Source organism: Arthrobacter sp. B0316-5-4, from assembly GCF_059090325.1.
Map to the genome: position 1 here is coordinate 685,779 of NZ_JBNHFN010000002.1, position 19,921 is coordinate 705,699.

Annotated in this window: 18 protein-coding genes; 3 read left to right on the top strand and 15 right to left on the bottom strand. The window is 64.2% G+C overall.

From position 1 onward, the window contains the following. Positions 1 to 47: 47 nt before the first annotated feature. From AC5RU9_RS07475 to AC5RU9_RS07530, 12 genes are all read right to left on the bottom strand, one after another. Positions 48 to 569, bottom strand: coding sequence for a tetratricopeptide repeat protein (locus AC5RU9_RS07475; protein ID WP_211712294.1), 522 nt, complete (start codon positions 567 to 569; stop codon positions 48 to 50). After that, a complete protein-coding gene (aroB, locus tag AC5RU9_RS07480) occupies positions 566 to 1,657 on the bottom strand; it encodes a 3-dehydroquinate synthase (protein ID WP_494015926.1) in 1,092 nt (363 codons plus the stop codon). Before aroB ends, AC5RU9_RS07475 begins: the two co-directional genes overlap by 4 nt. Next, positions 1,654 to 2,211 carry a shikimate kinase gene (locus tag AC5RU9_RS07485; protein WP_494015927.1) on the bottom strand — a complete coding sequence of 186 codons (558 nt, stop codon included), beginning with the start codon at positions 2,209 to 2,211 and terminating at the stop codon, positions 1,654 to 1,656. The genes aroB and AC5RU9_RS07485 overlap by 4 nt, the downstream gene beginning before the upstream one ends. Further along, entirely contained in the window at positions 2,211 to 3,410 is a 1,200-nt protein-coding gene (gene aroC, locus AC5RU9_RS07490) for a chorismate synthase (RefSeq protein WP_494015928.1), read from the bottom strand. Before aroC ends, AC5RU9_RS07485 begins: the two co-directional genes overlap by 1 nt. 26 nt (positions 3,411 to 3,436) lie before the next feature. Then, on the bottom strand, positions 3,437 to 4,291 hold the full coding sequence (locus tag AC5RU9_RS07495) for a shikimate dehydrogenase family protein (RefSeq protein ID WP_494015929.1): 855 nt from the start codon (positions 4,289 to 4,291) through the stop codon (positions 3,437 to 3,439). Further along, positions 4,288 to 6,075: an endolytic transglycosylase MltG gene (gene mltG / locus AC5RU9_RS07500; RefSeq protein WP_494015930.1), complete on the bottom strand. Its 1,788-nt coding sequence runs from the start codon at positions 6,073 to 6,075 to the stop codon at positions 4,288 to 4,290. Before mltG ends, AC5RU9_RS07495 begins: the two co-directional genes overlap by 4 nt. Further along, entirely contained in the window at positions 6,072 to 6,662 is a 591-nt protein-coding gene (ruvX, locus tag AC5RU9_RS07505; RefSeq protein WP_211712289.1) for a Holliday junction resolvase RuvX, read from the bottom strand. The genes mltG and ruvX overlap by 4 nt, the downstream gene beginning before the upstream one ends. Before the next feature lie 2 nt (positions 6,663 to 6,664). Beyond that, entirely contained in the window at positions 6,665 to 9,343 is a 2,679-nt protein-coding gene (alaS, locus tag AC5RU9_RS07510; protein WP_494015931.1) for an alanine--tRNA ligase, read from the bottom strand. A gap of 114 nt (positions 9,344 to 9,457) precedes the next feature. Further along, the gene (locus AC5RU9_RS07515) at positions 9,458 to 9,688 is read right to left on the bottom strand and encodes a hypothetical protein (RefSeq protein WP_211712287.1); all 231 of its coding nucleotides are present in this window, start codon (positions 9,686 to 9,688) and stop codon (positions 9,458 to 9,460) included. A gap of 17 nt (positions 9,689 to 9,705) precedes the next feature. Then, positions 9,706 to 10,080 carry a DUF948 domain-containing protein gene (locus AC5RU9_RS07520; protein WP_211712286.1) on the bottom strand — a complete coding sequence of 125 codons (375 nt, stop codon included), beginning with the start codon at positions 10,078 to 10,080 and terminating at the stop codon, positions 9,706 to 9,708. Between the two features lie 157 nt (positions 10,081 to 10,237). Further along, positions 10,238 to 10,858, bottom strand: a complete 621-nt coding sequence (gene rpsD, locus AC5RU9_RS07525) for a 30S ribosomal protein S4 (protein ID WP_011774968.1) — start codon at positions 10,856 to 10,858, stop codon at positions 10,238 to 10,240. Positions 10,859 to 11,061: 203 nt separating this feature from the next. Further along, positions 11,062 to 12,498, bottom strand: coding sequence for a replication-associated recombination protein A (locus tag AC5RU9_RS07530; RefSeq protein WP_494015932.1), 1,437 nt, complete (start codon positions 12,496 to 12,498; stop codon positions 11,062 to 11,064). 95 nt (positions 12,499 to 12,593) lie between these two features. Here AC5RU9_RS07530 and AC5RU9_RS07535 point away from each other — a divergent pair, with 95 nt between their 5' ends. Continuing rightward, a complete protein-coding gene (locus tag AC5RU9_RS07535; RefSeq protein ID WP_494016069.1) occupies positions 12,594 to 13,157 on the top strand; it encodes a Vms1/Ankzf1 family peptidyl-tRNA hydrolase in 564 nt (187 codons plus the stop codon). Here the strand turns inward: AC5RU9_RS07535 and AC5RU9_RS07540 are convergent. The 3 genes from AC5RU9_RS07540 to hisS form a co-directional block, all read right to left on the bottom strand. Beyond that, positions 13,144 to 13,926: a GNAT family N-acetyltransferase gene (locus AC5RU9_RS07540; RefSeq protein ID WP_494015933.1), complete on the bottom strand. Its 783-nt coding sequence runs from the start codon at positions 13,924 to 13,926 to the stop codon at positions 13,144 to 13,146. The genes AC5RU9_RS07535 and AC5RU9_RS07540 overlap by 14 nt on opposite strands. 69 nt (positions 13,927 to 13,995) lie before the next feature. Then, complete coding sequence (aspS, locus tag AC5RU9_RS07545; RefSeq protein ID WP_211712283.1) at positions 13,996 to 15,789, bottom strand: aspartate--tRNA ligase; 1,794 nt, start codon at positions 15,787 to 15,789, stop codon at positions 13,996 to 13,998. A gap of 109 nt (positions 15,790 to 15,898) precedes the next feature. Continuing rightward, positions 15,899 to 17,239, bottom strand: coding sequence for a histidine--tRNA ligase (gene hisS, locus AC5RU9_RS07550; RefSeq protein ID WP_494015934.1), 1,341 nt, complete (start codon positions 17,237 to 17,239; stop codon positions 15,899 to 15,901). A 204-nt stretch (positions 17,240 to 17,443) separates the two neighbouring features. Here hisS and AC5RU9_RS07555 point away from each other — a divergent pair, with 204 nt between their 5' ends. Beyond that, a complete protein-coding gene (locus AC5RU9_RS07555) occupies positions 17,444 to 18,238 on the top strand; it encodes a peptidylprolyl isomerase (protein ID WP_494015935.1) in 795 nt (264 codons plus the stop codon). Positions 18,239 to 18,304: 66 nt separating this feature from the next. Further along, entirely contained in the window at positions 18,305 to 19,882 is a 1,578-nt protein-coding gene (locus tag AC5RU9_RS07560) for a DUF349 domain-containing protein (RefSeq protein WP_494015936.1), read from the top strand. Positions 19,883 to 19,921: the final 39 nt, after the last annotated feature.

The following is a 19,921-nucleotide window of genomic DNA, read 5'->3' on the forward strand; positions in this document are numbered from 1 at the left end:
TACCGGCAAATCCGGCCGCGGCTTGCGGGCGGCGTGTTCGGACGCCCCTACGAGGCCAGTTCCAGCACGTTCCGGGCGCGCTGCAGAGCCACTGCAGACGAGTAGATCAGCGCGGCATCAGCAGCCATCGCCACCCGCAGGTCCAGGGCCTTGGCGAACTCTTCGGACGCCGCCAGCGCGTTGCCACTGACGAAGTACGCACGGCCAAGGTACTGGTGGACGATCGCTTCCTTGGAGCTGCCCTGGACGTCGTGCAGCAAGTGCTTGAACAACTGCACTGCGCGGTCCATGCGATGGGTGGCCCGGTGCACTTCGGCTTCGAAGATCCGGAGGCGGAATGATTCGGGATCCTTATACCGGGCCTCGGCCAGGAGCTCAGCGGCTTCGTTTGGCTGGTTGTCGAGCAGGAGGGCCATGATGCGGTCCGCCGGATCCTCGGAGGCCGCCAGGGCGGACTCCATTGCTTCTTCATTGACGACGACGGGAAGCAGCGTATCCGGGTTCATGCGGACCCCCGGGAAACCGGCTGTCGGCCAATCGCTCACGCCGTCCTGCAATGCGATGGTCATGACGCGATTTCCTGGTAGGCGGCAAACAAGAGGGAGGTGTCGGGAACTTCCAGGATGCCCGGCTTGGCTATGCCGTCAAGGACAACGAAGCGCAGAAGGTCTCCACGTGACTTCTTGTCCCGGCGCATGCCATCCAGCAACCCCTGCCAGCGGTCCCTGCGGTAGGTGATCGGCAGACCCAGGCTCTCCAGGATGGTGCGGTGCCGGTCGGCGTCGGCATCGGACAAGCGGCCCACGCTGCGTGACAGCTCGGCCGCGAACATCATGCCCACCGACACAGCGGCACCGTGACGCCATGAGTAGCGCTCAACGAGTTCGATGGCGTGGCCCAGAGTGTGGCCGTAATTGAGGATCTCGCGAAGGCCGGATTCCTTGAGGTCCTGGGACACAACGTTGGCCTTGACGGAGATGGCCCGCTCAATGAGTTCACGGACAACGTCCGAGCCCGCATCCATGGCCGCGTCAGTCTTGTTCTCCAGCAAATCCAAGATGACGGGGTCGGCGATGAAACCGCATTTGATGACTTCGGCCATGCCGGAAATGAGCTCATTTTTTGGCAGCGTCTGGAGCGTGTCGAGATCTACAAGCACGGCGGCCGGCGGGTGGAACGAACCCACGAGGTTCTTGCCCTCGGCGGTGTTGATTCCGGTCTTGCCACCGACCGAAGCATCCACCATGCCCAGGAGGCTGGTGGGTATGTGAATGACCTTGACGCCGCGAAGCCACGTGGCTGCGACAAAGCCCGCGAGGTCGGTAACGGCCCCGCCGCCCACGGCAACGATTGCGTCCGAACGGGTGAAATCGTTTTGGCCCAGCACCTGCCAGCAGAACGCGGCAACCTGGATGTGCTTGCCTTCCTCGGCGTCCGGGATCTCCGCCGTCAGCGCAGTGAAACCGGCAGCCTCAAGCTCGTCACGGACGGTGTCCCCCGTCAGGCGCAGGGCACGGGGGTGGATGACCAACACCCGTCGAACGCGCTCACCAAGTTTGGCAGGCAGGGTATCCAGAAGGCCACGGCCCACCACGACGTCGTAGTTTTCGCTGGCGGCCTGGCCAGTCACCTTGATGACCGTTGCTTCGTTGCTCACTTTTCAACTTCCTGTTTCAAGGCTGCATGCTCGCGCAGCCGCGCCTCCAACTGGAGGCCGATTTCCGCCACGGAGCCTGAACGCACATCAATGACCAGGTCCGCGAGACGTTCGTAGACGGGACGCCGGGTTGCAAACAGCAATTCCCAGCGTTCCATGGCATCGCCCTGCAGCAAGGGCCTTCCGGTGTTGCGCGCAATCCGGTCTGCGACCGTTTCCGCGTCACACTCCAGGTAAACCACAGTGCACTCCCCCAGCAGTTGCTGGGTGCCGGTGTCCAGGACCGCTCCGCCGCCAAGAGAGATGACGGCCGGCTGCGCCTTGGCGGACTCGATGGACTTCGCTACGGCACGTGCCTCTATTTCACGAAACGCATGTTCCCCACGTCCAGCGAAAATGTCTGCGATGCTGCCATGCGCTGCAACAACCACTGCGTCGGTGTCCACGAAGGGCAGCCCCAACTGCTGCGCGAGTTGCTGGCCGATGGCCGACTTGCCGACGGCCATGGGACCCACCAGGACAACTGGACGGACGCCCAGGATAGCGGGGACCACTACCGGCCGACCGAGTCCAGGGTGGCCGGGATGCTGTCGAGGTAGCTTTGCAGGTTACGCTGCGTTTCGGCAACGGAGTCGCCACCGAACTTCTCGGCAATGGCTTCGGCGAGAACCAGGGCAACCATGGCTTCGGCAACGACGCCAGCAGCGGGCACCGCACAAACGTCTGAACGCTGGTGGTGGGCCTTGGCGGGTTCCCCGGTGCTGACATCGATGGTGCGAAGCGCACGGGGAACCGTGGCGATCGGCTTCATGGCAGCGCGAACCCGCAGGACCTCGCCAATGCTCATGCCGCCCTCAATGCCACCTGCCCGGTTGGTCTGGCGGACAATCCTGCCGTTTTCGTCCTTGAGGATCTCATCATGGGCGGCGGATCCGCGGCGGGCAGCGGTGAGGAAGCCATCGCCAACTTCCACGCCCTTGATGGCCTGGATACCCATCAGCGCTGCGGCCAAGCGTGAGTCGAGCCGGCGGTCCCAGTGCACGTAGCTGCCCAGTCCCGGCGGAAGCCCGTAGGCAAGTACTTCGACAACACCGCCCAGGGTTTCGCCTTCCTTATGGGCAGCATCCACTTCCGCAACCATCGCGTCCGAGGTTTCGCGGTCGAAGCAGCGCAGAGGGTCGGCGTCAAGCGCCAGGACATCCTTCGGCAACGGCAGCGGCCGGCCTTCCGGAACTGTCACGCTGGCAATGGAAACAGTGTGGCTGACCAACTCCACGCCCAACTGCTTCAGGAACTGGGCTGCGACGGTGCCAAGGGCAACGCGTGTGGCGGTTTCCCGCGCACTGGCACGCTCAAGGACCGGCCGGGCTTCGTCGAAGCCGTACTTCTGCATGCCCGTGAAATCGGCGTGGCCCGGACGGGGACGAGTCAAGGGAGCGTTGCGGGCCTGGTCGGCGAGGACTTCGGGGTCAACGGGATCGGCAGCCATGATCTGCTCCCACTTGGGCCACTCAGTGTTGCCCACCTGGATAGCGACTGGGCCGCCCTGGGTCAGGCCGTGCCGGACGCCACCCATGATGGTGACCTCGTCCTGCTCGAACTTCATCCGGGCACCACGGCCGTAGCCCAGGCGGCGACGCGCCAGCGCGTCGCGAATCTGCCCACTGGTGAGTTCAACACCGGCGGGCACGCCTTCAACAATTCCGATCAGAGCCGGACCGTGGGATTCACCGGCAGTCAACCAACGCAACATATAACCAATCCTGCCATGTAAGGCTTCTAGAACACCCGTCGGGGAAGCCCGACTGAGTCGCACATCACATCTATGACGGCGGCATCCACGTCACAGCCGCTGAAGCGCCTGATCTGCTCCGCCGCCTGGTACATCAGCATCTCCAGCCCCGGGACCACCGCTCCCCCATGGCCGCGCCATACTTCGGCAAGACGGCTAGGCCAGGGATCGTAGGCGACATCAAGAAGCACGCCCGCCCCTGTTCCAGGCAACGCCGCGAGCTCTTCAGCCAACGCGTCGGCCGCACGCGGCGGGAAGGTGGAGATCACCAGATCCGTTCCGGCAATGGCGGTGGCTGCTTGCGTCAACGGCCGGACAGCAAGGGAAATTCCGACGGCGGCCGCAGCGGCTTCCGCTTCACCGGCACGTCCCGCGTCGCGAACAAAGACGTCCACGTGGCTGGCACCAAGTTCGCGCGCGGCGGCGACCGCCGCAGCAGAGGTGCCCCCACCACCGAGGATGGCGGCGTGCGGAGTGGATGCAACGCCCGCGTACCGGACCGAATCAACGATCCCCGCGACGTCAGTGTTGTAACCCACACGACGCACCGTTCCGCCGTCGTGCTCGAAAACCACGGTGTTGATGACGCCCAACTGGGCGCCCGCCCCGCGGACTACGTCGACTTCCTGGACCATGGCCGACTTCAGCGGCATGGTTACCGACAAACCGCACCACGATTCGTCACCGCGCAGCGATGCCATGAACGCCGGAAGTCCGGCAACGGTCACATCGATGGCGGAGTAGTCGATATCCACGCCAAGCTTGGCGTAGGCGGCACTGTGCAGCGCTGGGGACTTCGAATGTGAAATCGGATGCCCCAGGACTGCGGCACGACGACTCACACACACCGTCCCGCGTTGGCCTGGCACCATGCGTTGTATTGCTCCACATAGGTCAAGTGCTCAGCCAGCGTCTTGGAGAACTTGGTCTCCTTGGTGTCCAGGTTGATCGTCACCCAGTACATGTAGTCGTTGGGGGTCGGCTTGGCCGCGGCGTCGATCGCAGTCTTTCCTGGTGAACCGATGGGACCCACGGGCAGCCCGACGTTCGCGTACGTGTTGTACGGGTTGGACTTGTCGGCCTTTTCTTCTTCCGTGACGTGGAAAGACTTCCTGCCCAACCCGTACGTCACCGTGGCGTCGGACTGGATGAGCCCACTGGTTTCGACGTTGTTGGGCTTGAGCCTGTTGTAAATCGCACCAGCCACGTTTCCGTAGTCCGCCTGGCCGCCCTCGGCCTGCACGATACTCGCGATGGTCACAGTGTCGTACTGCTTGGCGGGATCGGTGATGCCCTGGGACTTCAGTTCATCCAAGGTGGTGGTCACGAGTTTCTGGAGGATGTCCTTACCGGAGGTCCCGAGGTCGAAACGGTACTCCCCTGGAGCCAGGAAGCCCTCCAGGTTCTTGGCCTTGGCAGGCACACCGAACTGCGCCGGCGACTGGTTCAAGGCGTTGAGCTGCTGCAGGGGAATGCCTGAGCCCTTGGAAATGGCCTCCAGGGATTCGGTGATCCGCAGGCCCGCACTCAGGGCGAAGTACATGACCTTCGAAGCGTCCTTGTTGGCAAGGACGGCCACAGCATCAGAGTTCTTCATTTCGGTGCGGAACGTAAATTCGCCGGGCGACAGCTCGGCTCCTTCGCTCATGAACTCCTTGACGAAGGAGTCGGCATCAGCGACGACCTTGTTCTGAACCAGGGTGCTGGCAACAATTTTCGGGCCGGAGCCTTCGGCCACCGTGACGGTCACCGATCCGGTACCGGGACCGGGATAGTCGGTGAGCTTGTCCATCCCCAGCAAGGGCTTCAGGAACTGGGCTCCGATGGCAATCGCAGCTACGAACACGCCGAGCGTGATCAGCAGGGCAAGAACACGACGGCGGCGACGCGCCTTCTTCGCCGCAGCCTTCGAAGCCGGAGTTTCCACGGGAGCAATGAGATCGTGATGGTCCTCGTGGAGGTGGTCCTCATGGAGATCATCGTGGATATCAAGGGCATGGTCGCCATGCTCGTCGTACTCGTGGTGGTCGACGAGGACCGCTGCGTGCTCAGCATGCTCGGCGTGCTCCACATCGCCACCGTGTTCGGGGTGCAGTAATTCGTTGTGCAGTGGTTCGTGGTGCAGCGGTTCGTTGTGCAGCGGTTCGTGGTGCTGGGGTGCGTGATCGGCGTGTCCCAGGTCCGCGTGATCCTGATTCACGTGACCTGCATCGACGTGGGCCCCTTCAGCTTCCTGCGGGTGGACTTCCGGTTCCTGCGGGTGGGCAGGGGCGGCAGCATCTGGAGCCGGCTCCTCGGAGGTGGGCTGTGGTTCGGGTGCGGGCTTCGCCTCGGATGCGGGCGGCGCTGCAGACGCAGGCTGCGCCGCAGGAACGGGGGGCACAGCGGCTTCCGGCTCCGCAACCGGCACGGGAGGGGCCGCGGGGGCCGGAGGTACAGCCGGTACGGGTCGAGGCAGTTCGACGTCGGCCGGCGCCTCAGCTTCTCCCGGCGTGGCTTCGGGAACGGGTACCACGTTGTGGTTCTGGGTGGCGAGGAATCTTTCCCGCGCGCGCAGCTCTTTGCGGGTCAGCGGCATGCCGCCGCCCGCAGCACCGGTGGAGGGGTCGTTGTTGACCGGGCTCACAGTTGCAGTCCCCTCGTAGAAGAATCGGGTTCACTGCCGGAGGCAGCCTGCAGCGTTGGGGCACTGCCGGGCTTTGCGGACTGCGCCGGTGCCTGCACTCGGCGGCCAACGTCCGTTCCTCTGGCTTTTTGCATGTCGATTGCTTGCTGGAGGATTCCAGCAGCAGCAACCTGATCAACCACTTTACGGTGGTTCTTGCTGCTCATGCCAGCTTCGTGCAGGTTGCGGTGAGCCGTAACGGTGCTGAGCCGCTCGTCAATGAGGGCCACAGGGATGTCCAAACCAGCGAGAAGAAGCTCACCTGCCAGGAGCTCGGCGTAGTCTGTGGCCATCTGCGCGGACGCGCGTTCCTCACCTTTCATGGTGCGGGGAAGGCCAACAAATATCTGCACCGCAGACAGTTCCAAGGCGTGTTTGACGATGACCCGGACATCGGTGTTCTTCTTGGCGTTCCGGCTCACCGTCTTGAACGGCGTGGCCAGGATTCCGTCAGGATCGCAGATTGCCAGGCCCACCCTGACGGTACCAACGTCTACCCCCAGCTTGATGCCCCGGGGGTAGACGCCACTGTTCGTACTCGCAGCCACCGTCAGCGCTTGGCTATCGCGTCCACCACCGCTGTGAGGGCCTCAGGGACCTTCCCAGCGTCGGTGCCGCCGCCTTGGGCGACGTCGTCCTTGCCGCCGCCGCCACCGCCGAGGATGCCGGCAGCCAAACGGACCAAAGCTCCGGCTTTTACGCCCGCTTCGCGTGCGGCCTCGTTCGTGGCGATCAGGACAACAGGGCGATCGTTGCTGACACCGGCAACAGCCACGGTGGCGGCGTCGGAGCCCAAACGGTTACGCAGGTCAAGGGCAAGGTTGCGGAGATCATCCGCGCCCCCCACCTGGCCGGCGTCGTGGGCAATAACACGCACACCCGCGGCGTCCTTTGCCGTACCCACCAGGTTGGCTGCTGCAGCCGTGAGCTGCTCTTTGCGGAGGCGGTCAAGTTCCTTCTCCGTGGCCTTGAGCTTGCTCAGGGTGCTGGAGATGCGATCCGCAAGCTGGCCGGAGGGCACCTTGAGGAGTTCGGTGAGCTCGTTGACCAGCGCGCGCTCTGCTGCCAAGTGGCGGAACGCATCCAGGCCCACGAAAGCCTCAACACGGCGGTTCCCCGAACCAACGGATTGCTCACCCAGCAACGAAAGGCTGCCAATGAGGGAGGTGTTGGACACGTGCGTGCCACCACACAGCTCACGGGACCACGCGCCGTCGATCTCCACGACGCGAACTTCGCTACCGTAGTTCTCGCCGAAGAGGGCCATGGCACCCAGTGCCTTGGCCTCAGCGAGGCCCATCACCTTGGTGTCCACGCGGAAGTTGTTCCGGATGGCGATGTTGGAAACTTCTTCGATTTCGGACCGCGTAGCCGTGCTCAGGCCTTCACCCCAGGCGAAGTCGAAGCGCAGGTAGCCGGCCTTGTTGTAGGAACCACGTTGGGTGGCTTCCGGGCCGAGGATCTGGTGCAGGGCGGCGTGGACGATGTGGGTACCGGTGTGCGCTTGCTCGGCTGCGTGGCGGCGTTCACGGTCGACGGCGGCGCGAACCAACGCGTCGGTCGCGATCTCACCTTCGCGAACAATCGCCTTGTGCACGCTCAGGCCCTTGATGGGACGCTGCACGTCCAGGACCTCCACAACGAAGCCGTCACCGGTGATGAGGCCGGTGTCAGCGGACTGGCCGCCTGCTTCTGCGTAGAACGGGGTCTCGTTGAGCACCAACTCGATTTCGTCGCCTGTGGACGCATGCGCGACCGGCCGGCCGGCGCTGACAATGCCGCGGACCTTTGCTTCGCCTTCAAGTTCGTTGTAGCCGGTGAAGACGGTTTCGCCCTTGCCAAGGAGCTCCTGGTAAGCGCTGAGGTCGGCATGGCCGCCCTTCTTCCCCTTGGCATCTGCCTGGGCACGCTGGCGCTGCTCCAGCATGAGCGCACGGAAGCCTGCCTCGTCCACCTTGAGGCCGGCTTCTTCAGCCATTTCCAGCGTCAGGTCGATGGGGAACCCGTAGGTGTCGTGGAGGGCGAAAGCGTCGGCGCCGGACAGCGGAACACCGGCAGCCTTGGACTCGGCGACTGCGTCTTCCAGGCGTGCGGTTCCGGAGGCGATAGTGCGCAGGAACGCCTTCTCTTCGGCGTACGCAATGCGGCTGATACGCGCGAAGTCCGTCTCGACAATCGGGTAAACGCCCTTCATGGCGTCACGGGAGGCAGGCAAGAGGTCCGGCAGGCAGGCCTTCTCAACGCCCAGCAGGCGCATCGCGCGGACGGCGCGGCGGATCAAGCGGCGCAGCACATAGCCGCGGCCTTCGTTTGACGGTGCCACGCCATCGGCGATCAGCATCAGGGCCGAACGAATGTGGTCCCCGACCACGCGCATGCGGACGTCGTCCGTGTGGTGCGGGTCGTCGGGAGTCTCAGCGGACGTGTACTCGCGGCCGGACAATTCAGCGGCCTTGTCGATAACCGGACGGACCTGGTCGGTCTCGTACATGTTCTCGACGCCCTGCAGGATCATCGCGAGGCGCTCCATGCCGAGGCCGGTGTCGATGTTCTTCTGCGGCAGTTCGCCGACGATGTCGAAGTCCACCTTGGAGCGGACGTTCTCGATCTGGTACTGCATGAACACGAGGTTCCAGATTTCGATGTACCTGGTCTCGTCGGCCAGCGGGCCACCTTCGATGCCATAGGCGGGACCGCGGTCGTAGTAGATCTCCGAGCAGGGACCAGCGGGACCGGGCTGGCCCGTGGACCAGTAGTTGTCGGCCTTGCCCATGCGCTGGATGCGTTCCGCCGGGATCCCGGTGTTCTTAAGCCAGAGTTCCTTGGCTTCGTCGTCCTCTTCGTAGACCGTTACCCAGAGGCGTTCGGCCGGAAGTCCGTAACCGCCGTCGTCCACGCTGGTGGTGAGCAACTCGAAGGCGAACTTGATGGCGTCTTCCTTGAAGTAGTCGCCAAAGGAGAAGTTGCCGCACATCTGGAAGAACGTGCCGTGGCGTGCGGTCTTTCCCACTTCTTCGATGTCACCGGTGCGGATGCACTTCTGGACGCTCGTGGCGCGGCTGTAGGGAGGCTCCTCCCGCGCGGTCAGGTACGGAATGAAGGGAACCATCCCGGCCACAGTGAAGAGAAGCGACGGGTCGCTGGAAACGAGCGACGCGGAGGGAACGGCGGTGTGGCCCTTACTGACAAAAAAGTCCACCCAGCGCTTGGTGATCTCCTGCGACTTCATTAGCTGATTACTTACCCTTCTCAATTCACTGCACACGATGTGCGCGGACCGGCTGGTGCCGTTCCGCAGCTTTCCATTCTGCCCTGTTGCGGGCGCCGGAGCGAACCGCTCCCGCTAGCGGCGGCCTGCCCCGTCGTCCTGGATTCCCAGTGCCGCCCGCAAATCGTCTTCGCGCTGGTGCATGCCGGTACGGACCGCATCAGCAAAATCGAAGAGGCCATCGGCCATGCGGCCAACGGCGCGGTTCAGCCCTTCCGGGCCGAGATTGGCCTGCGCCTGCGTCACCTTGCGGAACGCTATGACGCCAATGGCGACGCCGATACCCATCCAGACAATTCTCTTCATCGGTTTCTCCCGTTGGTTCAGCGGCTACGGCGGCCGGAGGACGGTGCGCGGCGGCCAGCGAAGGCTGAACGTACGCCGTAACTGAATGCTGCCACCTTGATCAGCGGTGAACCTACCGTGGCAGCAACCAGCGACGAAAGCGCGGAAATGTTGGCCGAGGCATCCGAGACGTTCGAAGCGATGCCGTCGACCTTCTTGAGCTGCTGGTTGGTGGTGGTGACCGTGGCGGTCACTTCGTCCATCAGGGGCGTAGCGCCGTCGCTGATGAGGCGGATGGAGGTGCGGACTTCGTCAAAAACGCCGCCCAGCTTCAAAATGGGCACGGCCAACAGCAGTACGAGGAGCGCGAACACTCCCGCTGCGATGAGGCCGGCGATGTCGCCACCAGACATAGAACTCTTCTCCTAGGATCGTTGCGCTGCCCTGCACCCACCGGTTCCCGGCGGGGCCAAGGCCTCCCCCAGTACCTTACCTACAAAGGATGGGCACCTGACATACAAAGAAGCCCGCGGCGGGTGCCACGGGCTTCTTTGTATGCGCTGCTTGGATTTAGCGTGCGTAGAATTCGACGACGAGCTGCTCTTCGCAGATCACGGGGACCTCGGAGCGCTTGGGACGGCGAACCAGGCGTGCCTGCAGGGCGTCGATCTTGACGTCCAGGTATGCCGGAACGTTGTTCAGGACGTGTGCGCCTGCAGCTGCCACCTGGAACGGGGGCATAACCTCGGAGCGGCTGTGAACGTGGATGAGCTGGCCTTCGCCAACGCGGAAGGACGGGCGGTCCACGCGGATGCCGTCAACCATGATGTGGCGGTGCACAACCAGCTGGCGGGCCTGTGCGATGGTGCGGGCGAAGCCGGCACGGAGCACAAGGGCGTCCAGACGCATTTCGAGCAGCTCAACCAGGTTTTCACCGGTCAGGCCCTTGGTGCGGCGGGCTTCTTCGAAGGCACGGGTCATCTGTGCTTCGCGGATGCCGTACTGAGCGCGCAGACGCTGCTTTTCGCGCAGACGTACGGCGTAGTCGGAGTCCTGCTTCTTGCGGGCACGGCCATGCTCACCGGGGCCGTACGGGCGGCGCTCCATGTACTTGGCGGCCTTGGGGGTCAGAGCGATGCCGAGTGCACGCGAAAGGCGTGCGGTACGGCGAGCACGAGTGTTGTTAGCCACTTGTGTCCTTCCAATTACTGCGGTGTGTCAGTGTTACTGGCCTCCATCAGGGAGAGCATCGGCCAACCGCTGCCTCTTGCTACTAGCCCGGGCGCACAGCACTATCGAAGGAATCTTCAAAGGGATTGTGCGTCGGGCCATGCCAGACAAGGATCAATCGTACCACGCACAGTGGCAGCGCCGGCCGCTGGCTTGGCTGGCCGCTACTCGCCACGCACGATCTTGCGAAGCCGCTCCAGCCTTGCGGCGATGTCCCGTTCGGCGCCGTTGTTGGTGGGCTCGTAATAGTCCTTGCCCACCAGGTCGTCCGGCGGGTATTGCTGCTGTGCAACGCCATGGGGTTCGTCGTGCGCGTACTTGTAGCTCTTGCCATGGCCCAATTGCTTGGCGCCCGGATAGTGCGCGTCCCGCAAATGCATGGGGATGCCGCCGCCAAACCCGGCCCGGACGTCCGCAACTGCCTTGTTCAATCCCATGTACGCGGCATTGGACTTGGGCGCGGTGGCCAAGTGGACCACGGCTTCCGCGAGGACGATCCGTCCCTCCGGCATGCCAATCAACTGCACGGCCTGCGCGGCGGCTACGGCGGTTTGCAGCGCAGTCGGGTCTGCCATGCCAATGTCCTCGGCTGCTGAAATGACGATGCGTCGTGCCACGAACCTCGGGTCCTCACCGGCCTCAAGCATGCGCGCCAGGTAATGCAGGGCAGCGTCCACGTCGGAACCGCGGATGGATTTGATGAACGCACTCGCTACGTCGTAGTGCTGGTCGCCGGCCCTGTCGTAACGGACCGCGGCAGCGTCGAGGGCCCGCTCGGTGTGGCGCAGTTCCACCAACACGGGATCCGTGGACTCGTCTTCGTCCTCGACGGCGGTGTCCCCGAACGCCACGCCAGCGGCAGCTTCCAACGCAGTCAGGGCCCTCCTTGCGTCACCACCGGACAGGCGCACCAGGTGGTCCAAAGCCTCATCGCTGAGTGACACCCGTTCAGCCAAACCCCTGGCATCAACGACGGCCCTTTGCAGCAGCCCTGAAATGTCGTCGTCGGTCAGTGGCTTCAACGTCAGCAGGAGGGAACGGGACAACAGGGGCGACACCACTGAGAACGAGGGGTTTTCGGTGGTGGCGGCCACCAGCACCACCCAGCGGTTCTCGACGCCGGGCAGCAGCGCATCCTGTTGCGCCTTGTTGAAGCGGTGGATCTCGTCAAGGAAGAGGACGGTGGTCTTCTTGTAAAGGTCCCGGGCGGTCAAGGCCTCGTCCATGACGCGCCGGACGTCCTTGACCCCGGCGGTGATCGCCGACAATTCCACGAACTTCCGTCCCGGTCCGCGGGCGATGACATGGGCCAAGGTGGTCTTGCCCGTTCCCGGGGGACCCCAAAGGATCACCGAGCTGGGTCCGGCCGGTCCGGCCGCTTCCGCACCGGCCGCCAACTGGCGAAGCGGTGAACCCTGCCCTAACAGATGCTGCTGCCCTACGACGTCGTCAAGGGTACGCGGCCGCATCCGCACGGCCAGGGGGCTGCGCTGGGAAGCCATCCAGTGAGCGTCGGAAGGCGTCCGCAAGGAGTGCGGCATGGCAGGCAAATCCTCCGACTCGTCGTCGTTGTCAGCACCCGCACCAAAGAGATCTTCCACATGGATAGGCTACTCATAGTTCCAGCAAAGGAGACATTGACGTGGGCCGCACCGATTCCACCCCGCTGCCGAAGCAGCAGGGACCCACCACCCGCATGGCCCTGGTGCCGGCCCAACGGCTCAGCGGCTGGGTTGACCGGTTCACTGCCGGTCATGGACCGGTGCAGGAAGAGATGGTCGACGACGGCCTGCTGCTGAAGGCGTCCGACGGCGCACTGGCCCTCCTCCGCGCTCCCTGGCCCGTGGACGGAAGGCCCGGGCGTGGCGCAGGCAGCATTGAAAGACTCGCTTCCCTCGCTGCCCAGGAGCGGGGCTTGGGCATCCTCCTGGTCCGCCGGGGAGGTTTCGCCGTGGCGGCAGCCAGCGGACAGCGCGTCCTCGCTTCGAAGGGCGCCAAGCGCTACGCCGATGCCCGGTCCACCGCCGGATACGCCGCCCAGGTCTTTGCCGATCACCGGATCGAGTACATCGTTCCGGGCGGTGACAGGGCGCTGGTGGACCAGGTCCTCGCCCAACCACCACTGGGTGCCTTGGCAGGGCGGACGCGGCTGGCTTTCCTGGACATCCAGGACACCAAACCGGCGGTCCTGGCCAAAGCCGCGGCCGACGCATGCGCCATCAGGATCACCGTCACCGACCCGTCCCCTAGCAGCCGCTGAGGGCACGCCTGATGGGAGCCTGCCGGTAGAGGTAGCTGCCGTAGTCGGTGAATCCTGCCTGTGCGTACAGGGACTGTGCGCCGTAATTGGCTGACGTGACCAACAGCCAAAAGCCCTCAAGTCCGCGCCGGGCGCCGGACTCCAACAGCGCCGCCAGCACCTGGCTGCCATAACCGCGCCTTCGGTGCGTTGCCGACGTCGCCATCCCGTAAATGCCGCCCCAGCCGTCCACCAAGGCGAGGCGTCCGACGGCGGCGGGTACGCCGTCGTCGTCCCTCACCAAGGCGTACAACGCCGGGCAGCCGAGCAGGATGCGGCGGGCGACGGCGAGTTCGGCTGCACCGCCGCGGCCATCCACCGACCACCACACACTGAGCCATTCCGCGGAAGGATCATCGCTGAGCTCGACGTTCCGCCCTCCAGCAGGGACCGGCAGTCCTTCAAGGCCGCGCACCATGATCCGGGTTTCGGACTGTTTCGTGAAGCGATGCCCGTCCAGCACGGCATGGAGGGCGGCGCTGCGGGGGTCGTCAAAGACCTGGAAAATGAGCGGGAGGCGCCGCCGGCGGTACCAGTCAGACGCGGAGCGGACGGATCCAGCAAGTTCCGGGGCGCTGTCCCCAGCGTCGGACAGGTTGCGGGGCCAGACCGAGTTGGCCCTCTGCGTGACCCCTTCCGAAGCGCGCAGCACCCACTCCCCTGTGTCTTCGCGCTCAACCGCAGGCCAGGCCTTATCCATGAGCGTTTCCAGGAATGCTTGCTCCAGCATGCCGCGGGCCTTTCGTTCGCAGGGACACCAAAGGCCCCCCACCGCAGTGGAGAGCCTTTGGCTATGGTGCTATTCGGACTTGTTTTCCGCCTTGGCGGCAGGCTTGGCCTCGGGCCGGAAGTCGACGCCCGCTTCCTTGCGCTGCTGTGCCGTGATGGGTGCCGGTGCCGCCGTCAGGGGGTCGTACCCGTTTCCGGTCTTGGGGAAGGCAATGACGTCGCGGATGGACTCCACGCCGGCGAGCAGGGCCACAACACGGTCCCAGCCCATGGCCATTCCACCGTGCGGAGGTGCGCCGTACTTGAAGCCCTCGAGCAGGAAGCCGAACTTCGTTTGTGCTTCTTCCTTGTCCAGGCCCATGAGCTGGAACACGCGCTCCTGCACTTCACGGTCGTGGATACGGATGGAGCCGCCGCCGATCTCGTTGCCGTTGCAGACGATGTCATAGGCGTAAGAAAGCGCGGATCCGGGATCCTTGTCGAAGCTGTCCAGGTATTCGGGGCGCGGCGAGGTGAAAGCGTGGTGCACGGCTGTCCACTGTCCGCCACCCACAGCGACATCACCGGAAGCCACAGCAGCTGCGGCAGGCTCGAACATGGGAGCGTCCACGATCCAGACAAACGCCCAGTCGTTGGGATCAATCAGGCCGGTGCGGTGCCCGATCTCGACGCGGGCAGCGCCGAGGAGCGCCCGCGCTGCGGACTTCTCACCAGCAGCGAAGAAGATGCAGTCGCCGGGCTTGGCGCCAACAGCATCGGCCAGGCCTGCCCGCTCTTCCTCCGTGAGGTTCTTCGCAACCGGGCCGGCGAGTTCGCCGTCTTCCTTGAAGAGGACGTATGCCAGGCCCTTGTGGCCACGCTGCTTTGCGAATTCCTGCCACCCGTCCAGGGTGCGGCGCGGCTGGGAGGCACCGCCTGGCATGACTACTGCGCCGACGTACGGTGCCTTGAAGACGCCGAAGTTGGTGTCCTTGAAGAACTCGGTGAGCTCCGTCAGTTCCACCCCGAAACGCAGGTCCGGCTTATCGGAGCCGTACCTGGCCATGGCATCCAAGTACGTCATGCGGCGGATCGGGGTGGGGATCTCGACGTCGATCAGCTGCCACAGTGCCTTGACGATCGCCTCGCCCAGCTCAATGATGTCGTCCTGGTCAACGAAGCTGGCTTCGATGTCCAGCTGGGTGAACTCCGGCTGGCGGTCGGCGCGGAAGTCCTCGTCACGGTAGCAACGGGCAATCTGGTAGTACTTCTCGAAACCGCCCACCTGGAGCAACTGCTTGAAAAGCTGCGGCGACTGCGGCAGCGCGTACCAGGAACCCGGGGCCAGACGTGCCGGCACGACGAAGTCGCGGGCGCCTTCCGGCGTCGAACGCGTCAGCGTGGGGGTTTCGATCTCCACGTAGCCACGCTGGTGCAGCAGTTCGCGGGCCACCCGGTTTGCCTCGGAGCGGAGGCGGAGGTTGCGTGCGGGGCCGGGGCGGCGAAGATCCAGGTAGCGGTGCTTAAGCCGGGCTTCCTCGCCAACCTCAACGTGCTCGTCAATCTGGAACGGCAGGGCTTCGGAGGTGTTGAGGATAACAACCTTGTCGGCGATGACCTCGATTTCACCGGTCGCCAGGGCCGGGTTTTCGTTGCCTTCAGGACGCTTGTTGACGGTACCCGTCACCTGCAGCACGTACTCGTTCCGCAGGCCGTGGAAGACCTCTTCCTCACGGACAACCACCTGGGCGACACCGGACGCATCACGCAGGTCAACGAATGCAACGCCACCGTGATCACGGCGCCGTCCCACCCAGCCGGCCAGGGTAACGGTTTGTCCAATGTGCTCGGAGCGAAGGGATCCGAGGTCATGTGTGCGCAGCACAGCATTCCTTTCAGCATGAAATTTAACGGGACCGCTGCGAAGCGGTCCCGTCCGAGTTTACCCGCCCCGGCCGCGCCTCCCGCCACAGGCGGAACAAGCCGTGCGTGTATCAGTCGGTGGTGGTGACCCGTACGTGCAGGTCCTCGTCCGATGGCGTCCAGCTGGACGGGTCGGCATCCACCTGCTCACCGGAACGGATGTCCTTGACCTGGTGCTTGCCGTCGTCGTCGGTGAACCACACGAAAGGAATGCCACGGCGGTCGGCGAACTTGATCTGCTTGCCGAACTTCTCGGCTTTGGCGGCGACTTCGGTGGCGATCCCCCGGCCCCGCAACTGCGCTGCGATGTCTTGGGCGGCAGACCAGCTGTCGTCCGTGTTCAGTGCGACGAGGACCGCGGTGGGCACTGCGCGCGAAGCCGTCGCCAGCTCCTGGCTGAGGATGCGGGAAACCAACCGCGTCACGCCGATGGAAAGCCCGACGCCGGGGAACTTGCGGTTGCCCTTGCTCGCCAGTGCGTCGTACCGGCCGCCAGAACATATGGAACCGAGCTGTTCGTGCCCCACCAGCACCGTTTCGACGACAGTTCCGGTGTAGTAGTCCAAGCCGCGGGCGATGCTGAGGTCCGCCACGACCTTGCCGGGGGCACGCTGGACCGCGGCCTCAATGACCTGCTGAAGCTCGCCAAGGCCCTCTTCAAGAAGGTCGTCCTTGACCCCCAGCGCGCGCACCTTATCCACGAACGACGTGTCTTCCGTGCGGATGCCGGCCAACTGAAGGGCGAGGCCGGCTTGCTCGTCGGTGGCCCCCAGCTCAGTCTTCAAAAGCTCGGCGACCTTGGCGGCCCCGATCTTTTCCAGTTTGTCGATGCTGCGCAAAACCCCGGCGGTGTCTGTCAGGCCAATGCCGCGATAGAAGCCTTCGGCAAGTTTCCTGTTGTTGATCCGGAGCCGGAAATCCGGAATCGGCAGGGCACTCAATGCCTCCGCAATCACCAGGGCAATTTCGACGTCGTAGCGGAACGGCAGCTCGCCGTCGCCCACGACGTCGATATCAGCCTGGGTGAACTCACGGGCACGGCCTTCCTGCGGACGCTCGCCACGCCAGACTTTCTGGATTTGGTAGCGCCGGAACGGAAACGCCAGGTAGCCGGCGTTCTCCACGACGTAGCGGGCGAACGGAACAGTGAGGTCGAAGTGCAGGGCAAGCGCGTTGGGATCGGTTTTCGCGGCGTCACCGTCGTCGTCCTGAAGCCGGCTCAAGCCGTAGACCTCTTTGTCGATCTCACCCTTGCGGAGCAACTGGCCAACCGTTTCAACGGCCCGGGTTTCAATCGATGAGAAACCATGCAGTTCGAACGTCTTCCGCAGCGTATCGAGCACGTGGAGCTCCACCAACCGCTCCTGGGGAAGCCACTCGGGGAATCCGGACAGGGAGGCGCTACGTGCCATGGAATGTGTCTCCTCAGAAAGCTGACGCTGGTATCAACACCGCAGCTTTAAACATCCGTTCGGCGTTTACAAGGCGGGCGTCCAGCCGGTCATGCATAAACTATGTGCGGCAGCCAGTTTATGCTTTCCGCGCGTGCACATCTAATGCAGCATGCCCGGATCCTGCTCGGCAGCCATCGGAAGTGGACACAATCAGGAGGACTCTTGGCCACAAGGTCGCGGGATGACCGCGAAGCGAAACGCCGCATCAGGCAGATGGAAGCCAAGCGTGCCCTGCGCCAGGAACAGGGCAAGCGACGCAAACGCGACAACACCATCGCCATCAGCGCCGGCGCGGCAGCCGTGGTTCTTGCCGTCGTGCTGCAGCTGACTGTGTTCAGTTCGAATCCCACCGAGGCTGAGTTCGCTGCTGCCGAAGCCGGCCTGAGCTCCCCGTCCGCTTCGCCGTCGGCTTCCAACAGCGCAGACATACCCAGCCCGGACACGGCAGCCGGAAAGACCTTCACCGGCGAGTTGGCGTTGAATGGTGGGGCGCTCGGCATCGAACTGAACGGTACCGCCGCACCGCAGGCAGCAGCGGTACTCAAATCACTGGCGGACGCAGGCTACTACAACGGGGCAACCTGCCACCGGCTCACGACGGCGGATACCTTTGGGCTCCTGCAATGCGGGGCGAAGACCGCTGACGGCTCGGACGACGCCAACTACCGCTGGGGGCCACTGGAAAACACTCCGGCGGACAACAAGTACCCCGCGGGAACCATCGCTGTGGCCCGCACCGGCAACAACGCCTACGGCAATGGCCACCAGTTCTTCATTGTTTACAAGGACACCACCATTCCGGCCGATACGGCCGGGGGCTACACGGTGGTGGGCAAGGTAACCAGCGGACTGGACGTTGTTACGAAGATCGCTGCGGCAGGCCTCAAAGCCGGTGCAAACAATACTGACGGCGCCCCTGTGGCACCTGTCACGATAGACTCGTTTTCTCTGAAGTAACCAGCTCCAGGCCCCGGCCCGGGGTGCATTACCTTAGCAGTCCCTCCAAGCGAAAGACTTTTAGCGGTGACAGACAGTCAGAAATCCGACGAAACAGCAGTAGTGGCCAACGAAGAAGCTGCCGGACAAACCGGCGAGGCCGAGGCAGCGACTCCGGAAGCATCCGCCCCGGAGACAGACGCTCGGGTGGACGCTGCTCCAGTAGAGACTGCCCCTGTGGAGGCTGCTCCGGAGCCCCAGGCAGCTCCGTCCGCAGAAGCGCCTGCTGCTGAAGAAGCGCCAGCCGCACCCCGGCCTACGCCTTCCGCAGCCCCGTCTCCCGCGGCTTTCGCGGCCAGGCCCAAGGCTCCGGCCGCCGTCGTACCCGCTGCTCCGGCTGTCTCTTCGGCATCGCTTGCCGAAGCAGCCAAGTGGGGTCGCGCAGAAGGGGACGGCCATGTGTTCCTGACCTTGGATGGCGAGGAAATCGCCGTCGGCCAGTACCCGGGCGTCAGTCCCGACGAAGCCCTGGGCTACTTCGCCCGGAAATTCGACGACATCATCGCCCAGGTTGTCCTGCTTGAGCACCGCGTGGAGTCCAAGGCGCCGGCCACGGACATGCAGAAGACTGTGACGCACCTTCGCGAGCAACTCGCGGAGCGCAACATGGTGGGCGACATCCGCTCGGCCGAAACCCGCCTTGATACCTTGTCGGCGCAGATCGTCGAGCTGGAAAAGACGGAGAAGGCCGCACACGAAGCCGTACGCGCCAGTGAGCTTGCTGCACGCGAGGCCATCGTTGCCGAGGCTGAGTCCATTGCCGGCCAGGATCCTGCCCACATCCAGTGGAAGACCTCCAGCGCCCGCATGAACGAGCTGTTCGAAACCTGGAAAACAGCGCAGAAGAGCGGCGTCCGCCTGGGCCGCAGCAACGAGGACGCCCTGTGGAAGCGGTTCCGTTCCGCACGCACCGTCTTCGATCGCCACCGCCGGGCTTACTTCTCCCAGCTGGACAGCAACAACTCAGCTGCCAAGTCGGCCAAGGAAGCCCTGATCGCCGAGGCTGAGGCACTCTCCTCATCCACTGACTGGGGCTATGCCGCCGGCGAATACCGCAGGCTCATGGACCAGTGGAAGGCCACGCCGCGTGCCAGCCGCAAGGATGACGACGCCCTGTGGGGCCGTTTCCGTGCAGCTCAGGACGTTTTCTTCAGCAACCGCCAGGCAGCCAACGACCAGATCGACCAGGAATACACTGCCAACCTGGCCGTGAAGGAGCAACTGGTCACCGAGGCACAGGCGCTCCTGCCGATCAGCGACCTCAACTCCGCCAAGAAGGCCCTCCAGTCCATCCGGGACCGTTGGGAAGATGCGGGCAAGGTTCCACGCGCGGACATGGGTCGTATCGAGGCAGGTCTCCGCAAAGTCGAAGACGCTGTCCGTGAGGCTGAGGAGGAGAAGTGGCGTCGGAGCAATCCGGAAACCAAGGCACGCACCAATAGCGCCTTGTCCCAGCTCGAAACCGCCATCGCGGGCCTCAAGGAAGACCTGGAGAAAGCGGAAAAGGCAGGCGACCAGCGACGCATCAAGACGGCCCGCGAAGCCCTCGAAGCGCGCCAGGCCTGGCTCGACCAGATCCAGCGTTCGGCCAGCGATCTCGCTTAGCACTACCTGACGTTCCAACCCTGCAGGCTCCGTGCCGGT